At 58.1% G+C, this 20,892-nt stretch carries 18 protein-coding genes and 2 pseudogenes; 9 read left to right on the top strand and 11 right to left on the bottom strand.

What is annotated here, in order from left to right:
- Positions 1-105: 105 nt before the first annotated feature.
- Positions 106-957 (top strand): CAP domain-containing protein, encoded by an 852-nt coding sequence (locus tag D8779_RS17615; RefSeq protein ID WP_136665778.1) that lies wholly within the window; start codon positions 106-108, stop codon positions 955-957.
- A gap of 15 nt (positions 958-972) precedes the next feature.
- On the opposite strand, the gene D8779_RS17620 is transcribed toward D8779_RS17615, so the two are convergent.
- Entirely contained in the window at positions 973-1,395 is a 423-nt protein-coding gene (locus D8779_RS17620; protein WP_136665779.1) for a helix-turn-helix domain-containing protein, read from the bottom strand.
- A gap of 72 nt (positions 1,396-1,467) precedes the next feature.
- Here D8779_RS17620 and D8779_RS17625 point away from each other — a divergent pair, with 72 nt between their 5' ends.
- Complete coding sequence (locus tag D8779_RS17625) at positions 1,468-1,962, top strand: DUF2938 domain-containing protein (protein WP_136665780.1); 495 nt, start codon at positions 1,468-1,470, stop codon at positions 1,960-1,962.
- Here D8779_RS17625 and D8779_RS17630 read toward each other — a convergent pair.
- Positions 1,959-2,132, bottom strand: a pseudogene (locus D8779_RS17630) (diguanylate cyclase domain-containing protein); the annotation flags it as partial. The gene D8779_RS17625 and the pseudogene D8779_RS17630 sit on opposite strands and share 4 nt — an antisense overlap.
- A 162-nt stretch (positions 2,133-2,294) precedes the next feature.
- Here D8779_RS17630 and D8779_RS17635 point away from each other — a divergent pair.
- Entirely contained in the window at positions 2,295-3,218 is a 924-nt protein-coding gene (locus D8779_RS17635; RefSeq protein WP_136665782.1) for a haloalkane dehalogenase, read from the top strand.
- A gap of 61 nt (positions 3,219-3,279) precedes the next feature.
- Here D8779_RS17635 and D8779_RS17640 read toward each other — a convergent pair.
- A pseudogene (locus tag D8779_RS17640) lies at positions 3,280-3,681 on the bottom strand (NUDIX hydrolase).
- Between the two features lie 25 nt (positions 3,682-3,706).
- Positions 3,707-4,402: a GNAT family N-acetyltransferase gene (locus tag D8779_RS17645; RefSeq protein ID WP_136665783.1), complete on the bottom strand. Its 696-nt coding sequence runs from the start codon at positions 4,400-4,402 to the stop codon at positions 3,707-3,709.
- 244 nt (positions 4,403-4,646) lie between these two features.
- Here D8779_RS17645 and D8779_RS17650 point away from each other — a divergent pair, with 244 nt between their 5' ends.
- On the top strand, positions 4,647-5,156 hold the full coding sequence (locus tag D8779_RS17650) for an MgtC/SapB family protein (RefSeq protein WP_136665784.1): 510 nt from the start codon (positions 4,647-4,649) through the stop codon (positions 5,154-5,156).
- Positions 5,157-5,251: 95 nt separating this feature from the next.
- Here the strand turns inward: D8779_RS17650 and D8779_RS17655 are convergent, their stop codons facing one another.
- Entirely contained in the window at positions 5,252-7,081 is a 1,830-nt protein-coding gene (locus D8779_RS17655) for a sensor domain-containing diguanylate cyclase (protein WP_136665785.1), read from the bottom strand.
- A gap of 428 nt (positions 7,082-7,509) precedes the next feature.
- On the opposite strand from D8779_RS17655, the gene D8779_RS17660 reads away from it, so the two are divergent.
- Positions 7,510-8,520 carry a sterol desaturase family protein gene (locus tag D8779_RS17660; protein ID WP_240789757.1) on the top strand — a complete coding sequence of 337 codons (1,011 nt, stop codon included), beginning with the start codon at positions 7,510-7,512 and terminating at the stop codon, positions 8,518-8,520.
- Positions 8,521-8,625: 105 nt separating this feature from the next.
- Here the strand turns inward: D8779_RS17660 and pmrG are convergent, their stop codons facing one another.
- Positions 8,626-9,318, bottom strand: a complete 693-nt coding sequence (pmrG, locus tag D8779_RS17665) for a lipopolysaccharide core heptose(II)-phosphate phosphatase PmrG (RefSeq protein WP_136665787.1) — start codon at positions 9,316-9,318, stop codon at positions 8,626-8,628.
- A 232-nt stretch (positions 9,319-9,550) separates the two neighbouring features.
- The gene (locus D8779_RS17670) at positions 9,551-10,252 is read right to left on the bottom strand and encodes an FMN-dependent NADH-azoreductase (protein WP_136665788.1); all 702 of its coding nucleotides are present in this window, start codon (positions 10,250-10,252) and stop codon (positions 9,551-9,553) included.
- A 119-nt stretch (positions 10,253-10,371) separates the two neighbouring features.
- On the opposite strand from D8779_RS17670, the gene D8779_RS17675 reads away from it, so the two are divergent.
- The 3 genes from D8779_RS17675 (at position 10,372) to D8779_RS17685 (ending at position 11,945) form a co-directional block, all read left to right on the top strand.
- Positions 10,372-11,271, top strand: coding sequence for a LysR substrate-binding domain-containing protein (locus tag D8779_RS17675; protein WP_136665789.1), 900 nt, complete (start codon positions 10,372-10,374; stop codon positions 11,269-11,271).
- Positions 11,272-11,430: 159 nt separating this feature from the next.
- On the top strand, positions 11,431-11,655 hold the full coding sequence (locus tag D8779_RS17680) for an addiction module protein (RefSeq protein WP_136665790.1): 225 nt from the start codon (positions 11,431-11,433) through the stop codon (positions 11,653-11,655).
- A complete protein-coding gene (locus D8779_RS17685) occupies positions 11,652-11,945 on the top strand; it encodes a type II toxin-antitoxin system RelE/ParE family toxin (RefSeq protein WP_136665791.1) in 294 nt (97 codons plus the stop codon). Before D8779_RS17680 ends, D8779_RS17685 begins: the two co-directional genes overlap by 4 nt.
- A gap of 1,165 nt (positions 11,946-13,110) precedes the next feature.
- On the opposite strand, the gene D8779_RS17690 is transcribed toward D8779_RS17685, so the two are convergent.
- The 4 genes from D8779_RS17690 to D8779_RS17705 all read right to left on the bottom strand — a co-directional run bounded on the left by D8779_RS17690 (position 13,111) and on the right by D8779_RS17705 (position 19,314).
- Positions 13,111-13,359 (bottom strand): hypothetical protein, encoded by a 249-nt coding sequence (locus D8779_RS17690; protein ID WP_136665792.1) that lies wholly within the window; start codon positions 13,357-13,359, stop codon positions 13,111-13,113.
- 494 nt (positions 13,360-13,853) lie between these two features.
- Positions 13,854-14,678, bottom strand: coding sequence for a hypothetical protein (locus tag D8779_RS17695; protein WP_136665793.1), 825 nt, complete (start codon positions 14,676-14,678; stop codon positions 13,854-13,856).
- A 114-nt stretch (positions 14,679-14,792) separates the two neighbouring features.
- Positions 14,793-16,043 carry a ribonucleotide-diphosphate reductase subunit beta gene (locus D8779_RS17700; protein ID WP_136665794.1) on the bottom strand — a complete coding sequence of 417 codons (1,251 nt, stop codon included), beginning with the start codon at positions 16,041-16,043 and terminating at the stop codon, positions 14,793-14,795.
- Between the two features lie 361 nt (positions 16,044-16,404).
- Positions 16,405-19,314 (bottom strand): ribonucleoside-diphosphate reductase subunit alpha, encoded by a 2,910-nt coding sequence (locus D8779_RS17705; protein WP_136665795.1) that lies wholly within the window; start codon positions 19,312-19,314, stop codon positions 16,405-16,407.
- Between the two features lie 715 nt (positions 19,315-20,029).
- Between D8779_RS17705 and D8779_RS17710 the strand changes: the two genes are divergently transcribed.
- On the top strand, positions 20,030-20,764 hold the full coding sequence (locus D8779_RS17710) for a response regulator (protein ID WP_136665796.1): 735 nt from the start codon (positions 20,030-20,032) through the stop codon (positions 20,762-20,764).
- Positions 20,765-20,892: the final 128 nt, after the last annotated feature.

Raw genomic sequence — 20,892 nt, forward strand, 5'->3', positions numbered from 1 at the left:
TGATACTGCTTGCATCGGGCTGGTTTCAGCACGCCAGGTGCGCCAAGATCACCCCACACAGAGTTTTCACCACGCCGCATGGGCAGGGTCAGGTCGAGGGGATGTATGGCTAACAAGGGTTTTGTTCGGGCGTTCGCTGCCCTGGCCTTGGCGGGGTTGTGCGCTGCGGGCGCGCAGGCCGCCGATGAGGCGCAACTGGTCGGCTTGATCAACAGCTACCGCAGTGAGGTGCAGCGCTGCGGCGAGCAAGCCTCCGCTGAGTTGCCACCGCTAACGGCTGATCCGCGCCTGGTGCAGCCGGTGGGGCGTTCGGGGGATTTGCAGCAGGCGATGAGTGTGGCGGGCTATCCCATGGTCAATGTGCAGGCCATCAGTCTGTCCGGCCCGCGAGATGCGGCGGCGGCGCTGAAGGTGCTGCAGGAAAGCTTCTGCGCGATTGTGTTAGACCCGCAGTTTGTTGATGTCGGGGTCAATCAACAGGGCCGTGAATGGCGCATCCTGCTGGCTCGACCGCTACTGACCGCACGCCTGGGCGACTGGCAGAGCGAAGGGCAGAAGATGCTGGAACAACTCAACGCCGCGCGTGCTACCGCGCGTCAATGTGCCAACCAAAGCTTTGCCGCAACCGCACCGCTGACGTGGAATGCCACCCTGGGTAGCACTGCCGAAGCCCACAGCCGGGCCATGGCCAACGGTAACTTCTTCGACCACCAAGACCCCGACGGCCGTACCCCGGGCGATCGTGCCGAACTGGCCGGCTACAGCGGTCAGCGCGTGGGTGAGAACATCGCCGCTGGCTTGGACACCGCGCGTAAAGTGGTCGACGGCTGGCTGGCCAGCCCTGGTCATTGCGCCAATTTGATGAACCCACACTTCACTGAAATGGGCGCGGCCTACGCCAACGACCCCAAGAGTGATGCCGGGGTTTACTGGACGGCGCTGTTTGGCGCGCCGTAACCGGTCGGCCACCGATTAAGCCGCTGGTTTGGCTTTAGCCCTGGCCGTGGTGCGCGCGGCCAGGCTCATCAGCTGTTGAAACTTCGGGCATTGCAGGTGATTTTCTGCCGGGCAAGATGCTGCATGGCGCAGGCCGTCGCGGATGGCGCTGAGGTGCTTGATGCTGCGGTCCAGCTCGTCGGCTTTGGCTTGCAGCTGCGTGCGGTCAATTGCCGGCTGTGTGCCAGCGTTCAGCATGGAGGCAATTTCATCTAGGGCAAACCCCGCCCCGCGGCCGAGCGCGATCAGTGTCAGGCGCTGGATCACCGACTCGTCGAACACCCGCTTTAGACCATTGCGGCCGATGGAGCGGATCATGCCTTTCTCTTCGTAATAGCGCAGGGTCGACGCTGGCAGACCGGTCCTGCGCGAAACCTTGCCGATATCGATCTCTTTCATCCTTGACCTCAAGTTGACTTGAACTGGCAGGCTTATCAAAACAGCCTTTCAGACAAAGCAAAAGAGGTAGGTATGGACAGTCAATTGATCGTGCATGTGTTTTTAGTGGGAGTTGGCGCAACGCTGGTGATGGACGCCTGGGCGCTGGCGCGGCAGCGCTTGTTCGGCATTGCCTCGCTGGACTACGCCCTGGTCGGGCGCTGGCTGGGGCATATGCGCCATGGTCGTTTGCGCCATACGGCTATCGCTAAGGTAACGCCGGTACGCGGCGAACGGCTGCTGGGCTGGTGCTGCCATTACCTGATCGGGGTGGTCTTTGTCGGCTGGTTTGTCGCGTTCGTAGGCGCGCAGTGGCTGTGCCGGCCGACGCTGTTGCCGGCCTTGCTGCTCGGTGCTGTCAGCGTGGCGGCGCCGTTGTTGCTGTTGCAGCCGGCGTTCGGCATGGGTCTGGCCGCCTGGCGGGTGCCGAACCCTTGGCGCGTCCGGTTACGAGCACTGGTTACCCATCTGGTGTTCGGGGGTGGGGTGTACCTGGCCGCTTGGTTAGGCGCTGTTGCGGGGTGCTAGCGGGTGGTTTGGGAGGGCTCGTCACTGCTGGCGTTGCCCAGGCAATATTGGTTGTTGCCGTTGCGCTTGGCACGGTACATCGCCTGGTCGGCGATATGAATCAGGCTGTCGATGTTGGGGCCGTGATCGGGGTACATGGCAATGCCCAGGCTGGCGCCGATCGGGTGGTGGCTATCGCCTAGCAGCATGGGCGGATTGTATGCAGCCTGAGCTGGGGCGGGTGTGCCAGATGTGCAGCCTTCTAATAAGGTGGTATTCACGTCATGCACATGGTTGAACGCTAGGGTTACTGGGTACATGCTCGGTTTTCTCCTACCGCCAAAGGCTTATCCATGGACGTCCTTCGCACCCCAGACAGCCGTTTTGAAAATCTTCCAGGCTTTGCCTTCGCCCCTCGTTACCTGACTGTCGATGACAGCGAGGGTGGGCAACTGCGTGTGCATTATCTGGATGAAGGCCCTGCCGATGCGCCGCCGGTGTTACTCCTGCACGGCGAGCCGTCCTGGAGTTATCTGTACCGCAAGATGATCCCGATTCTGGTGGCGGCCGGCCACCGTGTTATTGCCCCCGACTTGGTCGGATTTGGCCGTTCCGACAAACCCAGTAAGCGCAGCGACTACACCTATCAGCGTCACGTTGACTGGATGCAGTCCGTGCTTGAGCAGCTCAACCTGCAGCAGATCACCCTGGTTTGCCAAGACTGGGGCGGTTTGATTGGCCTGCGTTTGGTGGCGGAAAACCCGCAGCGCTTTGCCCGTGTAGTCGCGGCCAACACCATGCTGCCCACCGGCGATCACAATCCCGGTGAAGCCTTTAAAAGCTGGCAGGATTACTCGCAGAAAGTGCCCGAGTTTCCGGCCGGCAGCATCATCAATCGCGCGACCACCACCGAGCTGCCACAAGCGGTGATCGATGCCTACGACGCGCCTTACCCGGATGAGTCCTACAAAGAAGGCGCTCGGCAGTTCCCCCTGCTGGTGCCGATAACCCCCACTGATCCCGCCGCCGATAAAAACCGCGCCGCCTGGGCCGTGCTGATGAAGTGGGATAAGCCGTTCTTGACCGCTTTCAGTGACTCCGACCCAATCACGGCGGGAGGCGACAAGCTGATGCAGAAGTTGATCCCCGGCACGCAGGGCCAAGCTCACACCACCATTGTCAATGGCGGCCACTTTTTGCAGGAGGACCAAGGCGAAGCGCTGGCGCAGGTGGTGGTCAAGTTTATTGCAGCCAATCCACTCGCCGCCGATTGTTAACGCCGCTTGTGCTCTGGTGTACGGCGTACCTAATGCTGCGCCGTTTTAACTCGGCTTGAGGTCAGTGAGCGGCCGGCCAGAGCAGTGGCAGTACATGCTCGCGCAGCAGCGGCGCCAGGGTCGCTGGCGGTGCGTCGCCGGGTGCGAGCCAGCGCAGTTCTTCCAGTTCGGCGGCGGCGCTAACGGGGTGGGGTAGGCGGGCCTGGAAGACGCTGGCGTCGATCTAGGTATCTGGCTCATTGGCCGCCGCAGCACGGAACTGACCGAGTGGTTGCAGCGCCTGGACCGGCAGACTGAGGTTGAGTTCTTCCTTCAGCTCGCGGATCAGCGCGGTTATGGCATCTTCGCCGGGCTCGGCTTTGCCGCCGGGCAGCATAAAGCCCAGAGTGTTGCGTTTGCGTACCAGCAGCAGGCGGCCGGCATCGTCGAACAGGCAGGCGGCGGAAATGGTCAGTGTGGTCATCGTTTCGCTTTGGCTGTGTTGCGCCTCAGTGCACGGAGCCTGAGGCGCGGCGTTCGTGTACCAGCGCCAGAGCGCGCTGGGTCATCTGGTCGAGCTGGCGGTCGCGTTTTTTCTCCGCCTCGGTCATGGCTTTTTTGCCGTGCTGCTTGAGCAAATATGCGTGAATCTGCCGCACTTCCTTGGACTGGAAGATGGGCGCCAGATCCTGCACCGCCACCATGCCGTTTGAGCTGTGGTCGCGGGTATTCATCAGCACTTGTGGCCCGTGCGCCGCCAGTACCCGAAAGCCCATGGCTTCGAAGGTCGGCACTTTGCTGGCCACGCACGCCAGCTCGGCATGCGGATGGCGGGTGGTCATGTGTTGCAGCATGGCTCGGGCAATGCCGCGGCGCCGGTGGCTGGCTTGCACGGCCATATAGGCCAGGGTGCAGGCCTCGGGGTCATCCTGGGTAGGCAGGTACAGGGCAAAACCCAGCACCTGGGCAGGGTCCAGATCGTCCAGGGCCAGAATCAACTGCGCGCTGCTAGTCAGGGCACTGTCCATGGCTTGCAGGTACAGGTGCATTTCGTAGCCGATCACGTACTGGTACAGCTGATACAGCGGGTTGCTGGGTGTGAGCGACACTGGGCTGATATCGCCGAAGTAATCCACCACCATTTGCAAAACCTGGCTTTTCAGCGACTCGGGTGGCGGGGTGTTCAGGTGGGCAAGGGTGAACATGGCGAGTCTGGCTCCGGGGAATGCGCGGATGGGGGCGTCGGCGTGGGCGGCATTGTAGCGCCTCGGGGCGTTAATTTTTTCTGTGGGCGCAACCAGGCGTCAGCAAGTGAAACAGGGCTCGGCCGACTGTTTCGCTGTGTAAGACGCGCCAGTGCGCTCATCAGCGGGCCGGTTTTGCGGCATAAGTCGAACCTATTGCATTGCTGCAGACTCAGAGGTGGAGGGGTTTGAGCAGGAGAGGAAAATGGATTTAGCAGAACGTATTTTGATCACCTTGGTGGATGAGTTTTCCGACCTCGGCCAAGTGGAGCAACTGACTCGCGCCGCTTTGCGCCTGAGCCTGGCCATGTTTCTGGGCGGTTTGCTGGGTTATGAACGCGAGGTAAAAGGCAAGGCAGCGGGCGTGCGCACGCACATGTTGGTATGCCTGGGGGCCAGTGTGTTTGTCATGTTATTGGAGCTGGAAGGCGCGGAGCACGATGCTATGAGCCGGGTGATTCAGGGGGTAGTGGCCGGTATCGGTTTTCTCTGTGCCGGCACTATTCTCAAAGGCGATAACATTGCCGATGTGAAAGGCCTGACCACGGCCGCTGGATTATGGGCCACTGCGGCCATCGGTGTGGCCGTGGGGTTGGGCCATGTAGCGACCGCCGTGCTCGGTACCCTGTTGGCGCTGTTGATTCTGCATATCATGCCCCTGCTGCTGGACCCTAGAGGCAATGGCAGTGAGGACAAGGCCCCAAACGGCCCTTGAGGGCGCAGCTCAATGGTTGTTTGGGGTGAATTGAACGGCTCAATGCTCAAGGCTGGATTGGTGATTCTTCGCCGCCTGCGCCCTGAGCGCCTCGTTCAATTAGCCCCCATACGCTCCGCTAATATGGAGCGGTTGCGTCCGCTTTCCTTGGCGCGATACAACGCGGTATCCGCGCGGCCCAAGGCCCCTTCAATGCGTTCGCCAACTGTAATTTGGCTCACGCCCATACTGACGGTGACGCGGTTACAACCCTCGATAGCCGTCTGCTCGATTTCCCTCCGGATGGCCTCCGCCAGTGCAAAACCTGCCTCTGCGTTGGTATTGGGAGCCACCACTAGAAACTCTTCACCGCCCCAACGCACCAGCAGATCGGTCTCGCGCAACTGGCTTTTGGCCAGACGGGTAATCGCCTTGAGCACTTCGTCGCCCTGTTCATGGCCATAGGTGTCGTTGATGGTTTTGAATTTGTCGACGTCCATCATGATCAGCGTAAGCGCTACGTTCTCTTGCTGGCTGCGCGCGTACTCTTTTTCCATAAATTCATTGGCGCTGCGGCGGTTGGCGGCGCCTGTGAGGGTGTCAGTCATGGCCATGTCGCGCAGTTGGCGCATCAGGCCGGCTTTTTCGTGGCCCCACTCGATGATTTTCAGACCAAAACTGGCCAGAGTGCCCAGCTCTGCCATGACCTCCAGCCACTCGCGCGGAAAGTTGCGACGCCGATCCAGCATCAAGCACAAGGCGCCTATGGTGTTGGCATCCTCATCAAACATGATCGATTCCGCCACGATCGGCGTTCCCACGATGGTGCGTATGCCCATGGCGCGGAAGAAGCGATTCTCATTTTGGTCAACTATCTTGGCCAGCGAGTCGGCAATCACAAACTCGCCCTGGGTTAACGCGGTCAGCACACCTTGCGAGTTGCCTTGAACCGACTGCAGCATCTGCTCGCAACCCTGAACAAAATTGCTGCGCTGTTCATCATCCCGTGACATGCAGGCATCCAGCTGCATGACCTCATTGGCGTCCTTATGCAAAAACGCTACGCCGACAATGCCTGGGCATTTGCGCAGTTCATGACACATCAAAAAAGACAGCTCATTGACGTCTTTGATGCCCATCAACGCCTGCTGCAATTTGGAGCGCACCTGCAGCAGCACTTTCAACTCGCGCTCCACCTCCAGCAGGCTCTGCGATTTGAGCTTGTCCGCTAAAAAGTAATTCACCCCGCGCAGGTCGCAGTGGGTTTGCAGGTGTTCGCCATGGGCGTTGTAGGTGGCCAGGCCTGTGAGCGACACATCCAGAATGGAGCCATTCTTGCGCCGTAGCTGGCACACCACGGTGTCGATGCTGGGGTTGCTGCTGGTGGTGATCAGTGCCCGTTCAACCGCCGCGCGACTCTTCTTGTCTACATAGTCGGCAAAGCGGGTGCCGATGACTTCATCGATGCTGTAGCCCATGGCATTCAGCCAGGAATCATTGAGGTCGACGATGTCGCCCAGGTCATCGAGGCGTTGGGTCATGTCATAGGCGTCGACAGTGCGCGCCATGTCTTCCAGGCGCCGGGTCAACTCTGCCGAGAGGTAGGGGCTCAGGCAGTAATGTTTGAGTCCGTAGGGCATCAGGCTCAACAACCAACCGGCTTCTACTGCCGGGCACAGGGCCAGGGTTTCCATGCCGGCGCGTTGGTTGATCAATTCACCCAAGGCCCGCACATCGGTTGTGCGGCTGAAACTGGCTAAATCCAGCACCAGTAAATCGATGGGCTTTTGGATGAGCAGGGTGGACGCATCATCGGTGCTGTTGGCGAAATGCAGTCGGGTTATTTGGCTGCGGCAATCGGTATTGAACTGCTCGCGTCGGCCCGGATCAGCGCCGACGAACAGCACTTCCGGGATGCTTTTCTGCACTTTGTGTTCAGTACCCATCGCGTTTTAGTCCGCTTGTTGTTTTAAAAAAAAGAGTGTCAGTTGAAGGGGCTGAATGCAACACGCACGTGCAGCGGGTCTGGTAAATAAAAAGGTGCGGTATTGGGCTGGTTTTTGGCTGAATCCGTTTCGCGTTGTATCGCGCGGTTGTGGGCGGATGGCCGAGGAGCAGGGCTGATCCGCGTATTGGCCTATACAGGTGAGCTCTTTGTATAACGAACTTTAGCCGCGAAATGACTCAATGCAGATTTGTAGGATGGGTGGAGCATCGCGATACCCATGCTGTTGTCGGAGGACTCACGCTGATTGAGTCACAACAATCCCATTTATCAGGGCGATGAGGTTGTTTTTCGAGTGACTAAAATTCTCATTTGTTAATGATTGATTATTTCTTATTATGGCCGCCGCTTTTATTGAGGGGGTGGGGCGTGGAAGAGTGGTTGTTGGTCTGCGAGCCGCTGAGTGCGCTGCTAAACGCAGTGCTCAAGCAGATCAAGGGGCTTTTTGACCTCAATGGGCGCATTGGCGTCTTCTTTTTGAGCCTGTCCTACATCGTCGCTTATCTGCTGTATCGCCGGCAGCGCCGGTTGGGGCAGACCGATGCATGCTCGTTCTGGCAATTTATCGGCGGCAGCCGGGTGCACCTGCACCCCTCGGCCTTGCTGGATTATCGCTACTACTTCGTGCGCGTGCTGCTCAAGCTGCTATTGATCGTGCCGGTGATCGGCTTGGTGGACCCTTACGTTCTGCGTTCAGCGGACTACCAGGCGTTTTTCTCACACCTCTGGGGGGCGCGACCGCAACTGGGCGAGAATCTTGGTCTGAGCCTGCTGTTTGGCTTGGGTGTGTTTCTGATTAACGACTTCGCCAGTTACTGGACTCACCGTGCCTTTCACACCCCCTGGCTGTGGGCGTTTCACAAAGTGCATCACGTCGCACCGGTGCTGGTGCCGCTGACGGCCAGCCGTGTGCATGTCATTGAGAAAATCGCCGACAGCCTGTTCACGACCCTGTTGCTGGGCGCCTACGCTGGGGGCTTCTGGTACCTGTGCGGTGGTGAAATCAGCCGCTACACCCTGTTCGGCGTGACCTATCTGGTGTTTATCTTCAACTGCCTGGCGGCTAACTTGCGCCACAGCCATGTATGGCTGTCGTTTGGGTCACGCTGGGAGCATTTGATCAATAGCCCGGCGCAGCACCAGATTCATCACAGCGCCGCGCCGCATCATTACCACAAGAACTTCGGCACCAACCTGTCCGTCTGGGACTGGATGTTCGGCACCCTCTACACCACCACGGCCGAACCCGAGCGCCTCACTTTCGGCACTGCTGAGCAAGACGCGCACCGGTACCTGACGCTCTACAGCCTGATCCTGCTGCCATTTATCGATACCACGCGCAAGCTACTGGCCATCCGCCGGGCTCGTATCCCGGGCTGAGAACATAACGCTGCCACATCTAATTACGCAGAAGGGAAAGTGGCTAGGCGTACAGCGGAAACGAGTAGCAGGGGACGGCGCATAAAATGAATCTGTCCCCTTTTCCTAGCTCTTCGACCCATCGACAAACCGCTCCAGGCCATCGGCTTTCATGTAGCCCAGCAAGCGTGGGCGGCCGCCCTGTTTGTCTACGGAGACAAACAGGGCGCTGGTGTATTCGCTGTCATATTCAGCGCCTGAGGTGTTCAAGGCCTTGGCCACGCTTTCGATGCAACCGCTGTGGGTGACGAGCAGCAGGTTACGCTGGGTTTGCTTATGGTTGAGCATGTTCTGCTTCAGGCTTTTGCGGCAGCTGCTCAGCCAATCCTGAGTGGCGATGCTGATATCGAACATAGACGCCGCGGTCTGTACGGTGCGCAGCAGTGGGCTGGAGAAAATATCGGCGTTGCTCAGGCCTAGGGCTTTGAAGGCGTCGCCAACGTCATCGGCGGTTTCGCTGCCGGCGATGGTGATGCCCTCGTCGTCACCAAGGCAGGGGTTGCTGGAGCGATCGCAGCGTTCGGCGTGGCGCACCAGCACGACAACATCGCCCTTATCCCAGCTGGCAAATAGGCCGGACTCATCCATATGGTTGTCTTCACCCAAGTCCACAACCGGTTCGGGTTGTAGCGTTAGGGTCAGTAGGCTGGCGAGGGCCGCGATGGCCGCCAGGAGAACAAGCAGGCGTTTATTGCGCCACAAGACAGACAGCGGTGTTGGCGCAACAGCGGTTGCGCCTGCAGGGCGATTGGTTGGCATTGAGCCGCTCCATGAGGGTAATCAACAACGGAGCGGCAGATGCTGTTCCCTGCGATGCCGCATACGTGAGCAACTCTGACCGTCGCGGATGAACAAAACGTGAACATGCCCTGCAGGCGTCTGTTTCAGCATGTGTGCGCCCATGCCGATAGCGCCTCTGTTTGTTCGCGGCAGCTGCCGTTCACGCTGTGCGCCGACAAGCCCGTAAGCCCGTGGCGCAGATTGCCGCTGTTCAGGCCGGCTCGGGTGTGCGGTTTGGCTGCAGCGCGTGTTGCAGCTGCGCCACCAAGGCATCGACCTGGCTCAGGGCCAGAGCCACCGACTCGGCTAGCAGTTCACCACCGACCTCCTGCCCTTCGATGGCAATCAGGTGCACTTGGGTAATACCGATAAAACCGAGGGCGGTGATCAGGTTCGGTTCCAGATGGTTCATATGGGCCATCTCGCCACCAACGCCAAAACCGATACCGCCTCGGGCGCTGAGAATGACGGCATGCCGTGGCCGATCGGCCAGCTTTGGTACGTAAGGGTCGAGTGGGTTGCCTTCATTAATGTCCACGGTTCTGCCAGGGCGCACGATCTGGTCGATCCAGGCCTTGAGCGCGGCGGGCATGCCGAAGTTATAGAGCGGCGCGCCGATCACCAGCACGTCTGCGGCAATTAGCTCATCAACCAGTTGCTCGCTCTCGGCCAGGGTTTCCTGCATCCATGGCTCGCGCTGCTCTTGCGGAGTAAAGGAGGAGGCGATCCAGTCATGGTTGATGAAAGACGGCGGGTTCTGGCCGATGTCGCGGTAGGTGAGGCTGTCCTGCGCTCGGCGAGCCCGCCACTGGCTGACAAACCGATGAGTGAGGTTACGGCTGTGCGAGCCGTGTGGGTCCTGGCCGGCGAGGCCGGGGCGGGCGCTGGCATCCAGCTGCAGAATATGTGGCATGGCGAGTCTCCTATGCGAAGTTGAATTCATCTGTAATTCGTAGCACCCTCAGGTTAGGTTCAGTCGTCATGAGCAACAAACGACGATTATTTTCCGATACAGATGAAAGAGGCTCATGTATGGCGCAGCGCTGGTTACCTTCGCTTTCTGCCCTGCGGGCGTTTGAGGCGGCTGCTCGCCACGAGAGCGCCAAGCAGGCAGCAGAAGAACTTTCTGTTACCGCAACCGCGATCAGCCACCAAATTCGGGCTCTGGAGGAGTCGCTCGGTGTCGCGTTGTTTGTGCGCAAGCCGCGCCAGCTCGAACTGACCGCCCAAGGGCGCGAGCTGCAACAGGTGCTGGAAAGCGCCTTTGACAGCATCAGCGCCACGGCGATACGGCTCAGCGCGGTGCCCTGTCGTCAGGCCATTACGCTCAGTACCACGCCGGCCGTGGCGGTGCGCTGGCTGCTGCCCTGGGTGTGCATGCTGCGCGATGCCCAGCCGAATATTGACCTGCGCATCCACGCCTCGCATGAGCCGGTCGCGCTGGATGGTGTTACGGCGGATATCGCCATTCGTTATGGCGACGGCCGTTGGCCGGGGCTGGTGGCGGAGAAGCTGTTCGACAACACCTTTATCCCGGCCTGCAGCCCGCACCTCGGCTTGCAGAGTGCGAGCGAACTGGCCAAGCATTCGTTGATTCACTTTCGTAATCAGGCCGTTGTTTCTTCGCCCATCGATTGGACCGTGTGGCAGAAAAAGGCCCAGGTGCCGGGGTTGGATGTCAGCGCCGGGCTGGTGTTTTCCGATGAGACGCATGCCATCTCGGCTGCCGTCGGTGCCCAGGGCGTGGCTCTGATGAGCCGCCAACTGATTGAGGATGAGCTGAAGGAGGGGCGGCTGGTACAGCCCTTCGGCCCGGAGCTGGAAGGCAAACCGTTCTTTCTGGTGTACCCGGAACACCGCAAGCACGATCCGACCATTCAGGCGGTGCGCGATTGGGTGATGGCGGTGCCGGGAGGGCTTTGTACGCTTTAGCGTTGGGCGGCATAACAGGCCTTTGGCGGGGCCTAGGCAGGCGCCCATGCGATGTGGATATCCAGCTGGGTTGCCACTTGTAACGCGCAGGCACCTAGCGATGGCACCTACTAATCATCCGTGCCAAGATTTGTTGGAAGATAAGCGAGAGGTTTTGCCATGAGTCTGCAGAAAATTGAGGCTGAAGCTCTGCACCTTCCCAAGAAGGAGCGGGCGCAGTTGATCCAACGTTTGGTCTTGAGTCTGGACGCACCCTCAGAAGAAGAGCTTCGCTCAGACTGGTTGCTTGAGGCGCAACGGCGAGCAGAAGAGCTTGATAGTGGCGCGGTTCAGGCTGTGCCCGGTGATGAGGTGATGAAGAAGGCCAGAGCCTTGATTCGATGAATTATTCTTTTCACCCGGCAGCGGAGGCCGAGTTTCTGGAGTCAGTCGGTTATTACGAATCGAAGGTTCCTGGATTGGGTGCGGCTTTCATCACGGAGTTCGAGTCCCTGGCCGCATTGATTGCTGAGTCACCCAAAGCCTGGCGTGTTGAGCTTGAGCCAGATATTTGCAGCGTACCCCTCCAGCGCTTTCCGTTATCCATCGTTTACCGGGAAAACTCTGACGGTTTTCAGGTGCTGGCTATTGCCCATCACCGCCGTCGCCCGCAGTACTGGCTCGGTAGGTTTTAACTCATCGCCCAGCACGGCCTGCCGCATCCAGCAAATATTTATCGAGCTCGTGGGAGGGGCTTTAGCCGCGAGCGGGTCAATGCAAACTTGTAGGATGGGTGGAGCGCAGCGATACCCATGCTGTTGTTGTGCTGCAGGGTTACGGGTTGCCGCCGCATATCTATTGCTCGGTCTAACGGTTCCGCCCTTACGGCGGCTCACTTTTGGCAGACGCCCGGATGGTCGGCCCCGCCAAAACTAAGCAAAAGGTCTTGCCCTTTGCATCCGGGTCTCGCTGCGCTCGACTTGATTCGCTTCGCTCACCCTGCGGGCCAGCCTTCGGCTGTTACTTCGCTTCGCTCCGTTTCCTCGTTCCATCATTGCTTCAGGGGCCCGCCGCGAAGGGCCATCCTTGGCCCATCACGGCTCTCGGCTCGGGCATCCTGCGTCGCTCTACCTCCTGCATCCATGCAGTCGTCGCGGCATCCATGCCGCTCAACCCCTTACACAACGATTCCGCTCGGCCTCCTGATGGGGCGTTTGTCCTGGCCCGAATGGATGGGTTCGGCGGGGCAGCGAGTTGGCTTTTGCTTTGTAGGATGGGTGGAGCAGGGCGATACCCATGCGGTTGGCTGATTGCCTGGTTGATGGGTATCGCTGCGCTCAACCCATCCTACGAACTAAATCGTCGGTGGCCTAACAAGGCTCGCGGCTAAAGCCCCTCCCACGGTGAGCGGGGTGATCAGCACTGTGGCGTACACGGCCGACTATTTGTGGGAGGGGCTTTAGCCGCGATGCTTTTGCCTTTCGCTCTGCCTTCCACAACTCGCCCAAACAACGCGGTCCCCGAATCCCGTCAGGAGGCCGAGTGGAGGTGTTGTGGAGAGGGGCGTTTGGCATGGATGCCAAACGAGGCATGTCGGGCCATGGATGGCCCGTCTTGCCGACCCTCGGAACAGCACCGGAGCGAGGGGCGTTGAGCGCAGCGAAACCCGGATGCCGGGCGCGCTTTCTCTTTGGTTACTTTCTGCGCGAGTAAAGAGATACGGAGCGCAGCGTAGTAACAGCCGCAGGCTGGTCCGAAGGGTGAGCGCAGCGAATCAAGTGACTCGGCGTAAGGCCGAAACCAGTAGAAGAGGACAGCAGAAAAAATAAATCTGTCCCCTGTTTCAAACCCTGCGCAGTTTTATCGGTTAGCCGCTATGAATAGACCTGCAGCCATAAATGTCACAGCCATGATTATTAGTTGATTGATGGCGTTGTTTTTGAATTTGTAAACGGTATCTCCTTTCTTTGCGTATATATCGCCGGTCAGTGCAATAAGGATTGTTGCTGGAAGAAATATTAGGAGAGATAGAAGAACGAACCAGCGTTTTCTATAAGCCGGCACTTTTTCATATGAAATTCTAACTTTTTCAAAACGGTTGATATCCATATCGCGATACTCGAAATAAATTTTGGCGGGAGAGATTCTTGTTGCTGGACGCGCGTATAGCGCGGCGTGATTCTAAGTCAGTAGCTGTGTTTTACGTGTGAGCGGGTTCTTGTAATTGATGCTTTGATCTTTTCCTTCGCTCTGCCGTCCACAACTCGCCCAAACAACGCGGTCCCCGAATCCCGTCAGGAGGCCGAGTGGAGGTGTTGTGGAGAGGGGCGTTTGGCATGGATGCCAAACGAGGAACGATGGGCCAGGGATGGCCCACCGTGACGACCCTCGGAACAGCGCCGGAACAAGGGAAGTTGAGCGCAGCGAAACCCGGATGCCGGGCGCGCTTTCTCTTTGGTTACTTTCTCTTTGCGCGCGCAAAGAGAAAGTAACTCGCCGTAAGGGCGAAAGGCTTATTAACAGACAATAAAAATATCGCGGTTGACTGGAAGGTGATGGGTATCGCTACGCTCAACCCATCCTACGAGCGACTAACTCGTTGGTTAGAATGTTAAATCTAAAGCAATGGCTCTTTCTTCTTCTGTAACTGTCGGCTCGTTCTTGTCTCTTGTGATGTCTCTTATTTTGTTGATTGTTTTTTGATTGCTGTTGATCCAGCGCATTATCAGTCGCTCTTGTGCGCTTGGAATAGAAAATGATTCATGGTCTTTGCTAAAACTTACTATTCCGTTTTCTGCTAAATTGCCAATTGCTTCCTCCCAGCCATCGGGTATTCCGTATTTCTCGGTGACTTCCGCTAGGCTGTCAGCGGTTGTAATTTTTTCTTTGGCTATTGCTTCAATTAGTAAGTAGTTTGCTGGGTAGTCTATAAAACTTTTAAGTTGGCTTTTTAGCTTTGCTGGGATCGCGAAATTTTTTGCTGCTGTGATGGTTCCGCTTTTTAATTTATCAGTCTCTGCTCTTATTGTTGAAAGAATTTCTTTGATTTCAGTTTGTGAAATGTTGTTTGCTTCAAGCTTTTCCTTGAGCTCAGATTCTATTGTGCTTGATAAGCTGTTTTCAAGTTCAGTTAGTTTGTCTATAAACCTTGATTCAAGGTTTTTGTATGTTTCATTACTTGTAGGAGTTCCGTATTTTCCCTGGTCTAGCAATGAGTCAAGCATTTTTGATGAAAAATCTTTTTGGTGCGTAAGGGATATTTCTGATAGAGATTTCAGCTCATGTGAAAGGCTCTTTACTGAGTCAAGAGCGGAGTTTGAGCTGTCATTAAATCTCATGCTTAGCCAGATTGAAAATATCCCAAGGATAATAGAGATGACTCCCAGGCCTATTGTAATCGCCAGGTTTATTGTGTCAGCTAGTTCCATTTCTTTTTCTCAAAAAGAACCCCGCACAAGGCAGGGTTATTAGTTATCTAATCGCCATCCCAAACATCCATTTCAGGTAAAGCGCTCTTAACTCTTCAGTGAGTAAACTGGGAATCAATCCCAGCTCAACGCCCCACCAGTCTGATATTCAATAACCCGCGTCTCAAAGAAGTTCTTCTCCTTCTTCAAGTCCATGATCTCGCTCATCCATGGGAATGGGTTAGAAGTACCTGGGTACTCTTCCTTCAAACCGATCTGGGTCAGGCGACGGTTGGCGATGAACTTGAGGTAGTCCTCCATCATCGCGGCGTTCATGCCCAGTACGCCGCGCGGCATGGTGTCGCGGGCGTATTCGATTTCCAGCTGAGTGCCTTCCAGAATCATCTGGGTGGCTTCGTCCTTCATCGCGGCATCCCACAGGTGTGGGTTTTCGATTTTGATCTGGTTGATCACATCGATGCCGAAGTTCAGGTGCATGGACTCGTCACGCAGGATGTATTGGAACTGCTCGGCGACGCCGGTCATCTTGTTGCGGCGACCCATGGAGAGGATCTGGGTGAAGCCGCAATAGAAGAAGATGCCTTCCAGTACGCAGTAATAGGCGATCAGGTTGCGCAGCAGTTCTTTGTCGGTGTCGACGGTGCCGGTTTCGAACTTCGGATCGGAGATCGAACGGGTGTACTTGAGGCCCCAGGCGGCTTTTTTCGCGACTGATGGAATCTCGTGGTACATGTTGAAGATCGCGCCTTCGTCCATGCCCAGCGATTCGATGCAGTACTGATAAGCGTGGGTGTGGATCGCCTCTTCGAAGGCCTGGCGCAGGATGTACTGGCGGCACTCGGGGTTGGTGATCAGGCGGTACACGGCCAGTACCAGGTTGTTGGCAACCAGGCTGTCGGCTGTGGAGAAGAAGCCGAGGTTGCGCATCACAATGCGGCGCTCGTCGTCGGTCAGGCCGTCCGGGGTTTTCCACAACGCGATGTCCGCGTTCATGTTCACTTCTTGCGGCATCCAGTGGTTGGCGCAACCATCCAGATACTTCTGCCAGGCCCAGTCGTACTTGAAGGGTACAAGTTGGTTGAGGTCGGCGCGGCAGTTGATCATGCGCTTCTCGTCGACCGCAACGCGGGCGGAGGCGCCTTCAAGCTCGGCCAGGCCTTCGGCGATGTCGAGTTTGTCGAGGGAGGCTTTGGCGCGGGCGACGGCGGCGCTGTCATCAGCGGCCACGGCGCGGGCTTCAACGGCAGCGGCACCGCCAACCTGATCAAGCTTGTCGATGTTCATGTCAGCAACTTGCGCAGTGGCGCTGTTGGCTACAACGGCGTCAGTGCCGTCTTCCTTGTCAAATTCGTCCCAGCTCAGCATGGCTTGGCTCCTGCTTGCGGGCCGGTGAAATAACCGACCTGTGTGGATATACAGTCTGATTGTGTTCCGTTGCGTAGAGCGCGCAAGGGTAAAACGGTACCGCTGGTCGGTGGGCGGCCCTGTCGGGCCTGTCCTCTACCGCCGTGCTGCACGCCGAGGGCGTGCAGCGGTAATAAGTGGGGAGGGCGGTGTTGCTAGCCCTTTCCCTAATATTGCTTTTGATCTTTTTTCTACATTCGAGCGTGCAGCTGAGCGAGTAGTCGCAAGGCACCTGCTGGAGTGGAGCCCCTGAGCGTACGCATGTACGTGATGGGGGCCGCTCCGGCAGGTAACGCCGCGAATGCCGCTCAGATTCGCGCGCTTATTGACAAGCCTCGCAGTCTGGCTCGTCGATAGCACAGGCTTTTGGCACTGGAGCCGGGCCTGCACTCATTTCCACTTCCGGGGCCTTGGCCGGTGCTGCGCTGAGGCCATCGTTGCCACCACTGGACACCGCGTTGAGCTTGCTGGTGCTGATGGTGGACTTCTCGGTGCTGGTCGCGGCCAGGGCACGGAGGTAGTAGGTGGTTTTCAGGCCACGGTACCAAGCCATGCGATAGGTCACGTCGAGCTTCTTGCCCGAGGCGCCGGCGATGTACAGGTTCAGCGACTGCGCCTGGTCGATCCACTTCTGGCGACGGCTGGCGGCATCGACGATCCACTTGGTGTCGACTTCAAACGCGGTGGCGTAGAGGTCTTTCAGCTCTTGCGGGATGCGCTCGATCTGCTGCACGGAACCGTCGTAGTACTTGAGGTCGTTGATCATGACCGAGTCCCACAGGCCGCGTGCTTTGAGGTCGCGAACCAGGTACGGGTTGATCACGGTGAATTCGCCCGAGAGGTTCGATTTCACGTAGAGGTTCTGGTAGGTCGGTTCGATCGACTGCGATACGCCGGTGATGTTGGCGATGGTGGCGGTCGGTGCGATGGCCATGATGTTGGAGTTACGAATGCCTTTCTGTACACGGGCACGTACCGGCGCCCAGTCCAGGGTTTCGTTGAGGTCAACGTCGATGTACTTCTGGCCGCGCTGCTCGATCAGGATCTGCTGCGAGTCGAGCGGCAGAATGCCTTTGCTCCATAGCGAACCCTGGAAGGTTTCGTAGCTGCCGCGCTCGTCGGCCAGGTCACAGGAGGCCTGGATGGCGTAGTAGCTGACCGCTTCCATCGACTTGTCAGCAAATTCCACAGCGGCGTCGGAACCGTACGGGATGTGCTGCAGGTACAAAGCGTCCTGGAAGCCCATGATGCCGAGGCCAACCGGGCGGTGCTTGAAGTTGGAGTTACGCGCCTGCGGCACCGAGTAGTAGTTGATGTCGATAACGTTATCGAGCATGCGCACGGCGACCTTGATGGTCTTTTCCAGCTTGGCGGTATCGAGCTTGCCGTCTTTGATGTGGTTCGGCAGGTTGACCGAGCCCAGGTTGCACACGGCGATCTCGTCGGCGTTGGTGTTCAAGGTGATCTCGGTGCACAGGTTCGAGCTGTGAACCACGCCGACGTGCTGCTGCGGGCTGCGCAGGTTGCATGGGTCTTTGAAGGTCAGCCATGGGTGGCCGGTTTCAAACAGCATGGAGAGCATCTTGCGCCACAGGTCTTTGGCTTGGATGGTCTTGAACAGCTTGATCTTGCCGCCGTACTGGGTCAGGGCTTCGTAGTACTCGTAGCGCTCTTCGAAGGCTTTACCGGTGAGGTCGTGCAGGTCGGGCACTTCGGACGGGCTGAACAGGGTCCACTGGCCGTCGTCGAACACGCGCTTCATGAACAGGTCTGGAATCCAGTTGGCGGTGTTCATGTCATGGGTGCGGCGACGGTCGTCACCGGTGTTTTTACGCAGCTCGATGAACTCTTCGATGTCCATGTGCCAGGTTTCCAGGTAGGCGCAGACAGCGCCTTTGCGCTTGCCACCCTGGTTAACGGCTACTGCGGTGTCGTTGACCACTTTAAGGAACGGCACAACACCTTGGGATTTACCGTTGGTGCCTTTGATGTAGGCGCCCAGCGAACGCACTGGCGTCCAGTCGTTGCCCAGGCCGCCAGCAAACTTGGAGAGCATGGCGTTGTCGTGGATGGCGTGATAGATGCCTGACAGGTCGTCCGGCACGGTAGTCAGGTAGCACGAGCTCAGCTGCGGGCGCAGGGTGCCGGCGTTGAACAGGGTCGGTGTCGAGCTCATGTAGTCGAACGACGACAGCAGGTTGTAGAACTCGATGGCGCGGTCTTCTTTCTGCTCTTCTTCGATGGCCAGGCCCATGGCCACGCGCATGAAGAACACCTGTGGTAGCTCGATGCGTACGCCATCTTTGTGGATGAAGTAGCGGTCGTAGAGGGTCTGCAGGCCCAGGTAAGTGAACTGCTGGTCGCGCTCGTGGTTGATCGCCTTGCCAAGTTTCTCCAGATCGAAGGTGCCCAGTACTGGGTTGAGCAGTTCCAGCTCAATGCCTTTGGCGATATAGGCCGGCAGGGCTTTGGCGTAGAAATCGACCATCTCGTGATGAGTGGCGCTGATGGCGACGCCGAGGTAGTTCAGCGCTTCGGCGCGGATGTTGTCCATCAGCAGGCGGGCGGTGACGTAGCTGTAGTTCGGCTCACGCTCAACCAGGGTGCGCGCGGTCATCACCAGGGCGGTGCTGACATCGCTCTGGGCGACGCCGTCGTACAGGTTCTTCAGGGTTTCTTTCTGGATCAGCGCGCCGTCGACTTCCGCCAGGCCTTCGCAGGCTTCGCGGATGATGGTGTCCAGGCGGCCCATGTCCAGCGGCGCAACGCTGCCGTCGAGGTGGGTGACGCGAATGCTTGGGTGCGGCTGGGCGATGTCCGTGGCGGCGTCGCTTTTGCGCGCCTGGCTGCGCGACTCGCGGTAGATCACGTAATCGCGGGCGACTTTCTGCTCACCGGAACGCATCAGGGCCAGTTCAACCTGGTCCTGAATTTCTTCGATGTGGATGGTGCCGCCCGACGGCATGCGGCGCTTGAAGGTGGCCGAAACTTGCTCGGTCAGGCGCGCAACGGTTTCATGGATACGCGACGAGGCGGCGGCGTTGCCACCTTCAACAGCGAGAAAGGCCTTGGTGATGGCAACGGTGATCTTGTCATCGGTGTACGGCACTACAGTGCCGTTACGCTTGATCACACGCAGTTGGCCCGGCGCGGTGGCGCTCAGGTTCTGGTTGTCATCGGTGGCCTGCGGCGCTTGGGCCTGCGGGTTCTCGCGTGAGGTGTCGGTGTGCATGAAAGTCTCCATGTTCTGTATTTATTAGTCAGACGCTTGGTCGTCGTTCACTGTGGCTACTGCCATTCATTCCATTTCAACAATGCCGTGGGCACAGCCAGAGGGCTGGGTACACGGGACTCGCAAATTTGGCAGGGAAGGTACGACTAAAGCGCCTTCCTGGCTCAAGAGTCACACGTCAAGGTGTTTTCACACCTTGACTACTACATCTAGTGGTGAAGCCGCGTGCGCGGCTGTTGCTTTACTCATCATCAGGCGCGCTAAGCGCTACGCTGACGCGTGGCCCGCTGCGTTAGCGCAGGCGTATTGCAAAGGCGTTTCAGGCGACCGGTGACGGGCTTGGATCAGGCCGTGTGCGAGTCATTCTTCTTGTGTCCGGTTGCCAGGCTAAACCCTACATGTGGTGGGTGTCGCGCGATTGGCATACAAGATAATGCGCTATCAGGGGTATTGCAAGGCGATAGAGCAATAACAACCTGTGGATAAGTTGTGGGTGAATTGTGGGTTAAATCACATGGTTAGCGGCCAGCCCGCATGCTTACTGGGGTGTACCGTTCGTCGGTGGTCGTTGCGCCTTTGCCGCGGTTTGCCCAGACGTGGACTATCTCTCAGCTCGATACTACATCTAGTGTTTTTACAGAAATATGGCATGCGCTATGCAGTGCCTGGCGCATTGATACAATGCCGGCCGTTTCCGAGTTGTCTGGAGTTCGTTGTGGAGCAGCAGTCGTGGCACATTCTGATTGTCGAAGACGATCAGCGCCTGGCCGAGTTAACCCGTGAGTACCTGCAGGGCAATGGCCTGAATGTGTCCATCGAGATGGACGGTGCGCAGGCGGCTGCGCGAATTTTGCGGGAGCAGCCGGACCTGGTGATTCTCGATTTGATGCTGCCGGGCGAAGATGGCCTGTCAATCTGCCGCAAGGTGCGCGGGCAATACGAGGGGCCGATTTTGATGCTCACCGCGCGTACCGATGATATGGACCAGGTGCTGGGTCTGGAGATGGGCGCGGATGATTATGTCTACAAGCCGGTGCGCCCGCGGGTGTTGCTGGCGCGCATTCGCGCATTGTTGCGGCGCCATGAGGGCGCAGAGGCGCCGGCGCCCACCGAGCGCCGCCGGCTGCAATTCGGCCCCCTGGTGATCGACAGCGCCATGCGTGAAGCCTGGCTGGGCGAGCAGGCCATCGAGCTGACCAGTGCCGAGTTCGATTTGTTATGGCTGCTGACGTCCAATGCCGGGCGGATTCTCTCGCGCGAGGAAATCTTCAATGCCCTGCGCGGCATTGAGTACGACGGCCAGGATCGCTCCATCGACGTGCGCATTTCGCGCATTCGCCCGAAAATCGGTGACGACCCTATGCATCCACGTTTGATCAAGACCGTGCGCAGTAAGGGTTATCTGTTCGTCGCCGAGGCGGCTGAAAGTCTAGGGCCTGCTGAGGTTTGAGCCGTGGCTGAGCCGGATTCGGTTAGTCCAAATGAGCGACGAATAACGCAGCGCCGGGCAATAACCAGCCCGGCCCATCGGGTTGCCCAGCAACGCGGCTCGCGACGAAGCCTCAATAGGCCCTCTTT

This window comes from Pseudomonas leptonychotis (assembly GCF_004920405.1).
In the GTDB taxonomy this organism is placed as follows: domain Bacteria; phylum Pseudomonadota; class Gammaproteobacteria; order Pseudomonadales; family Pseudomonadaceae; genus Aquipseudomonas; species Aquipseudomonas leptonychotis.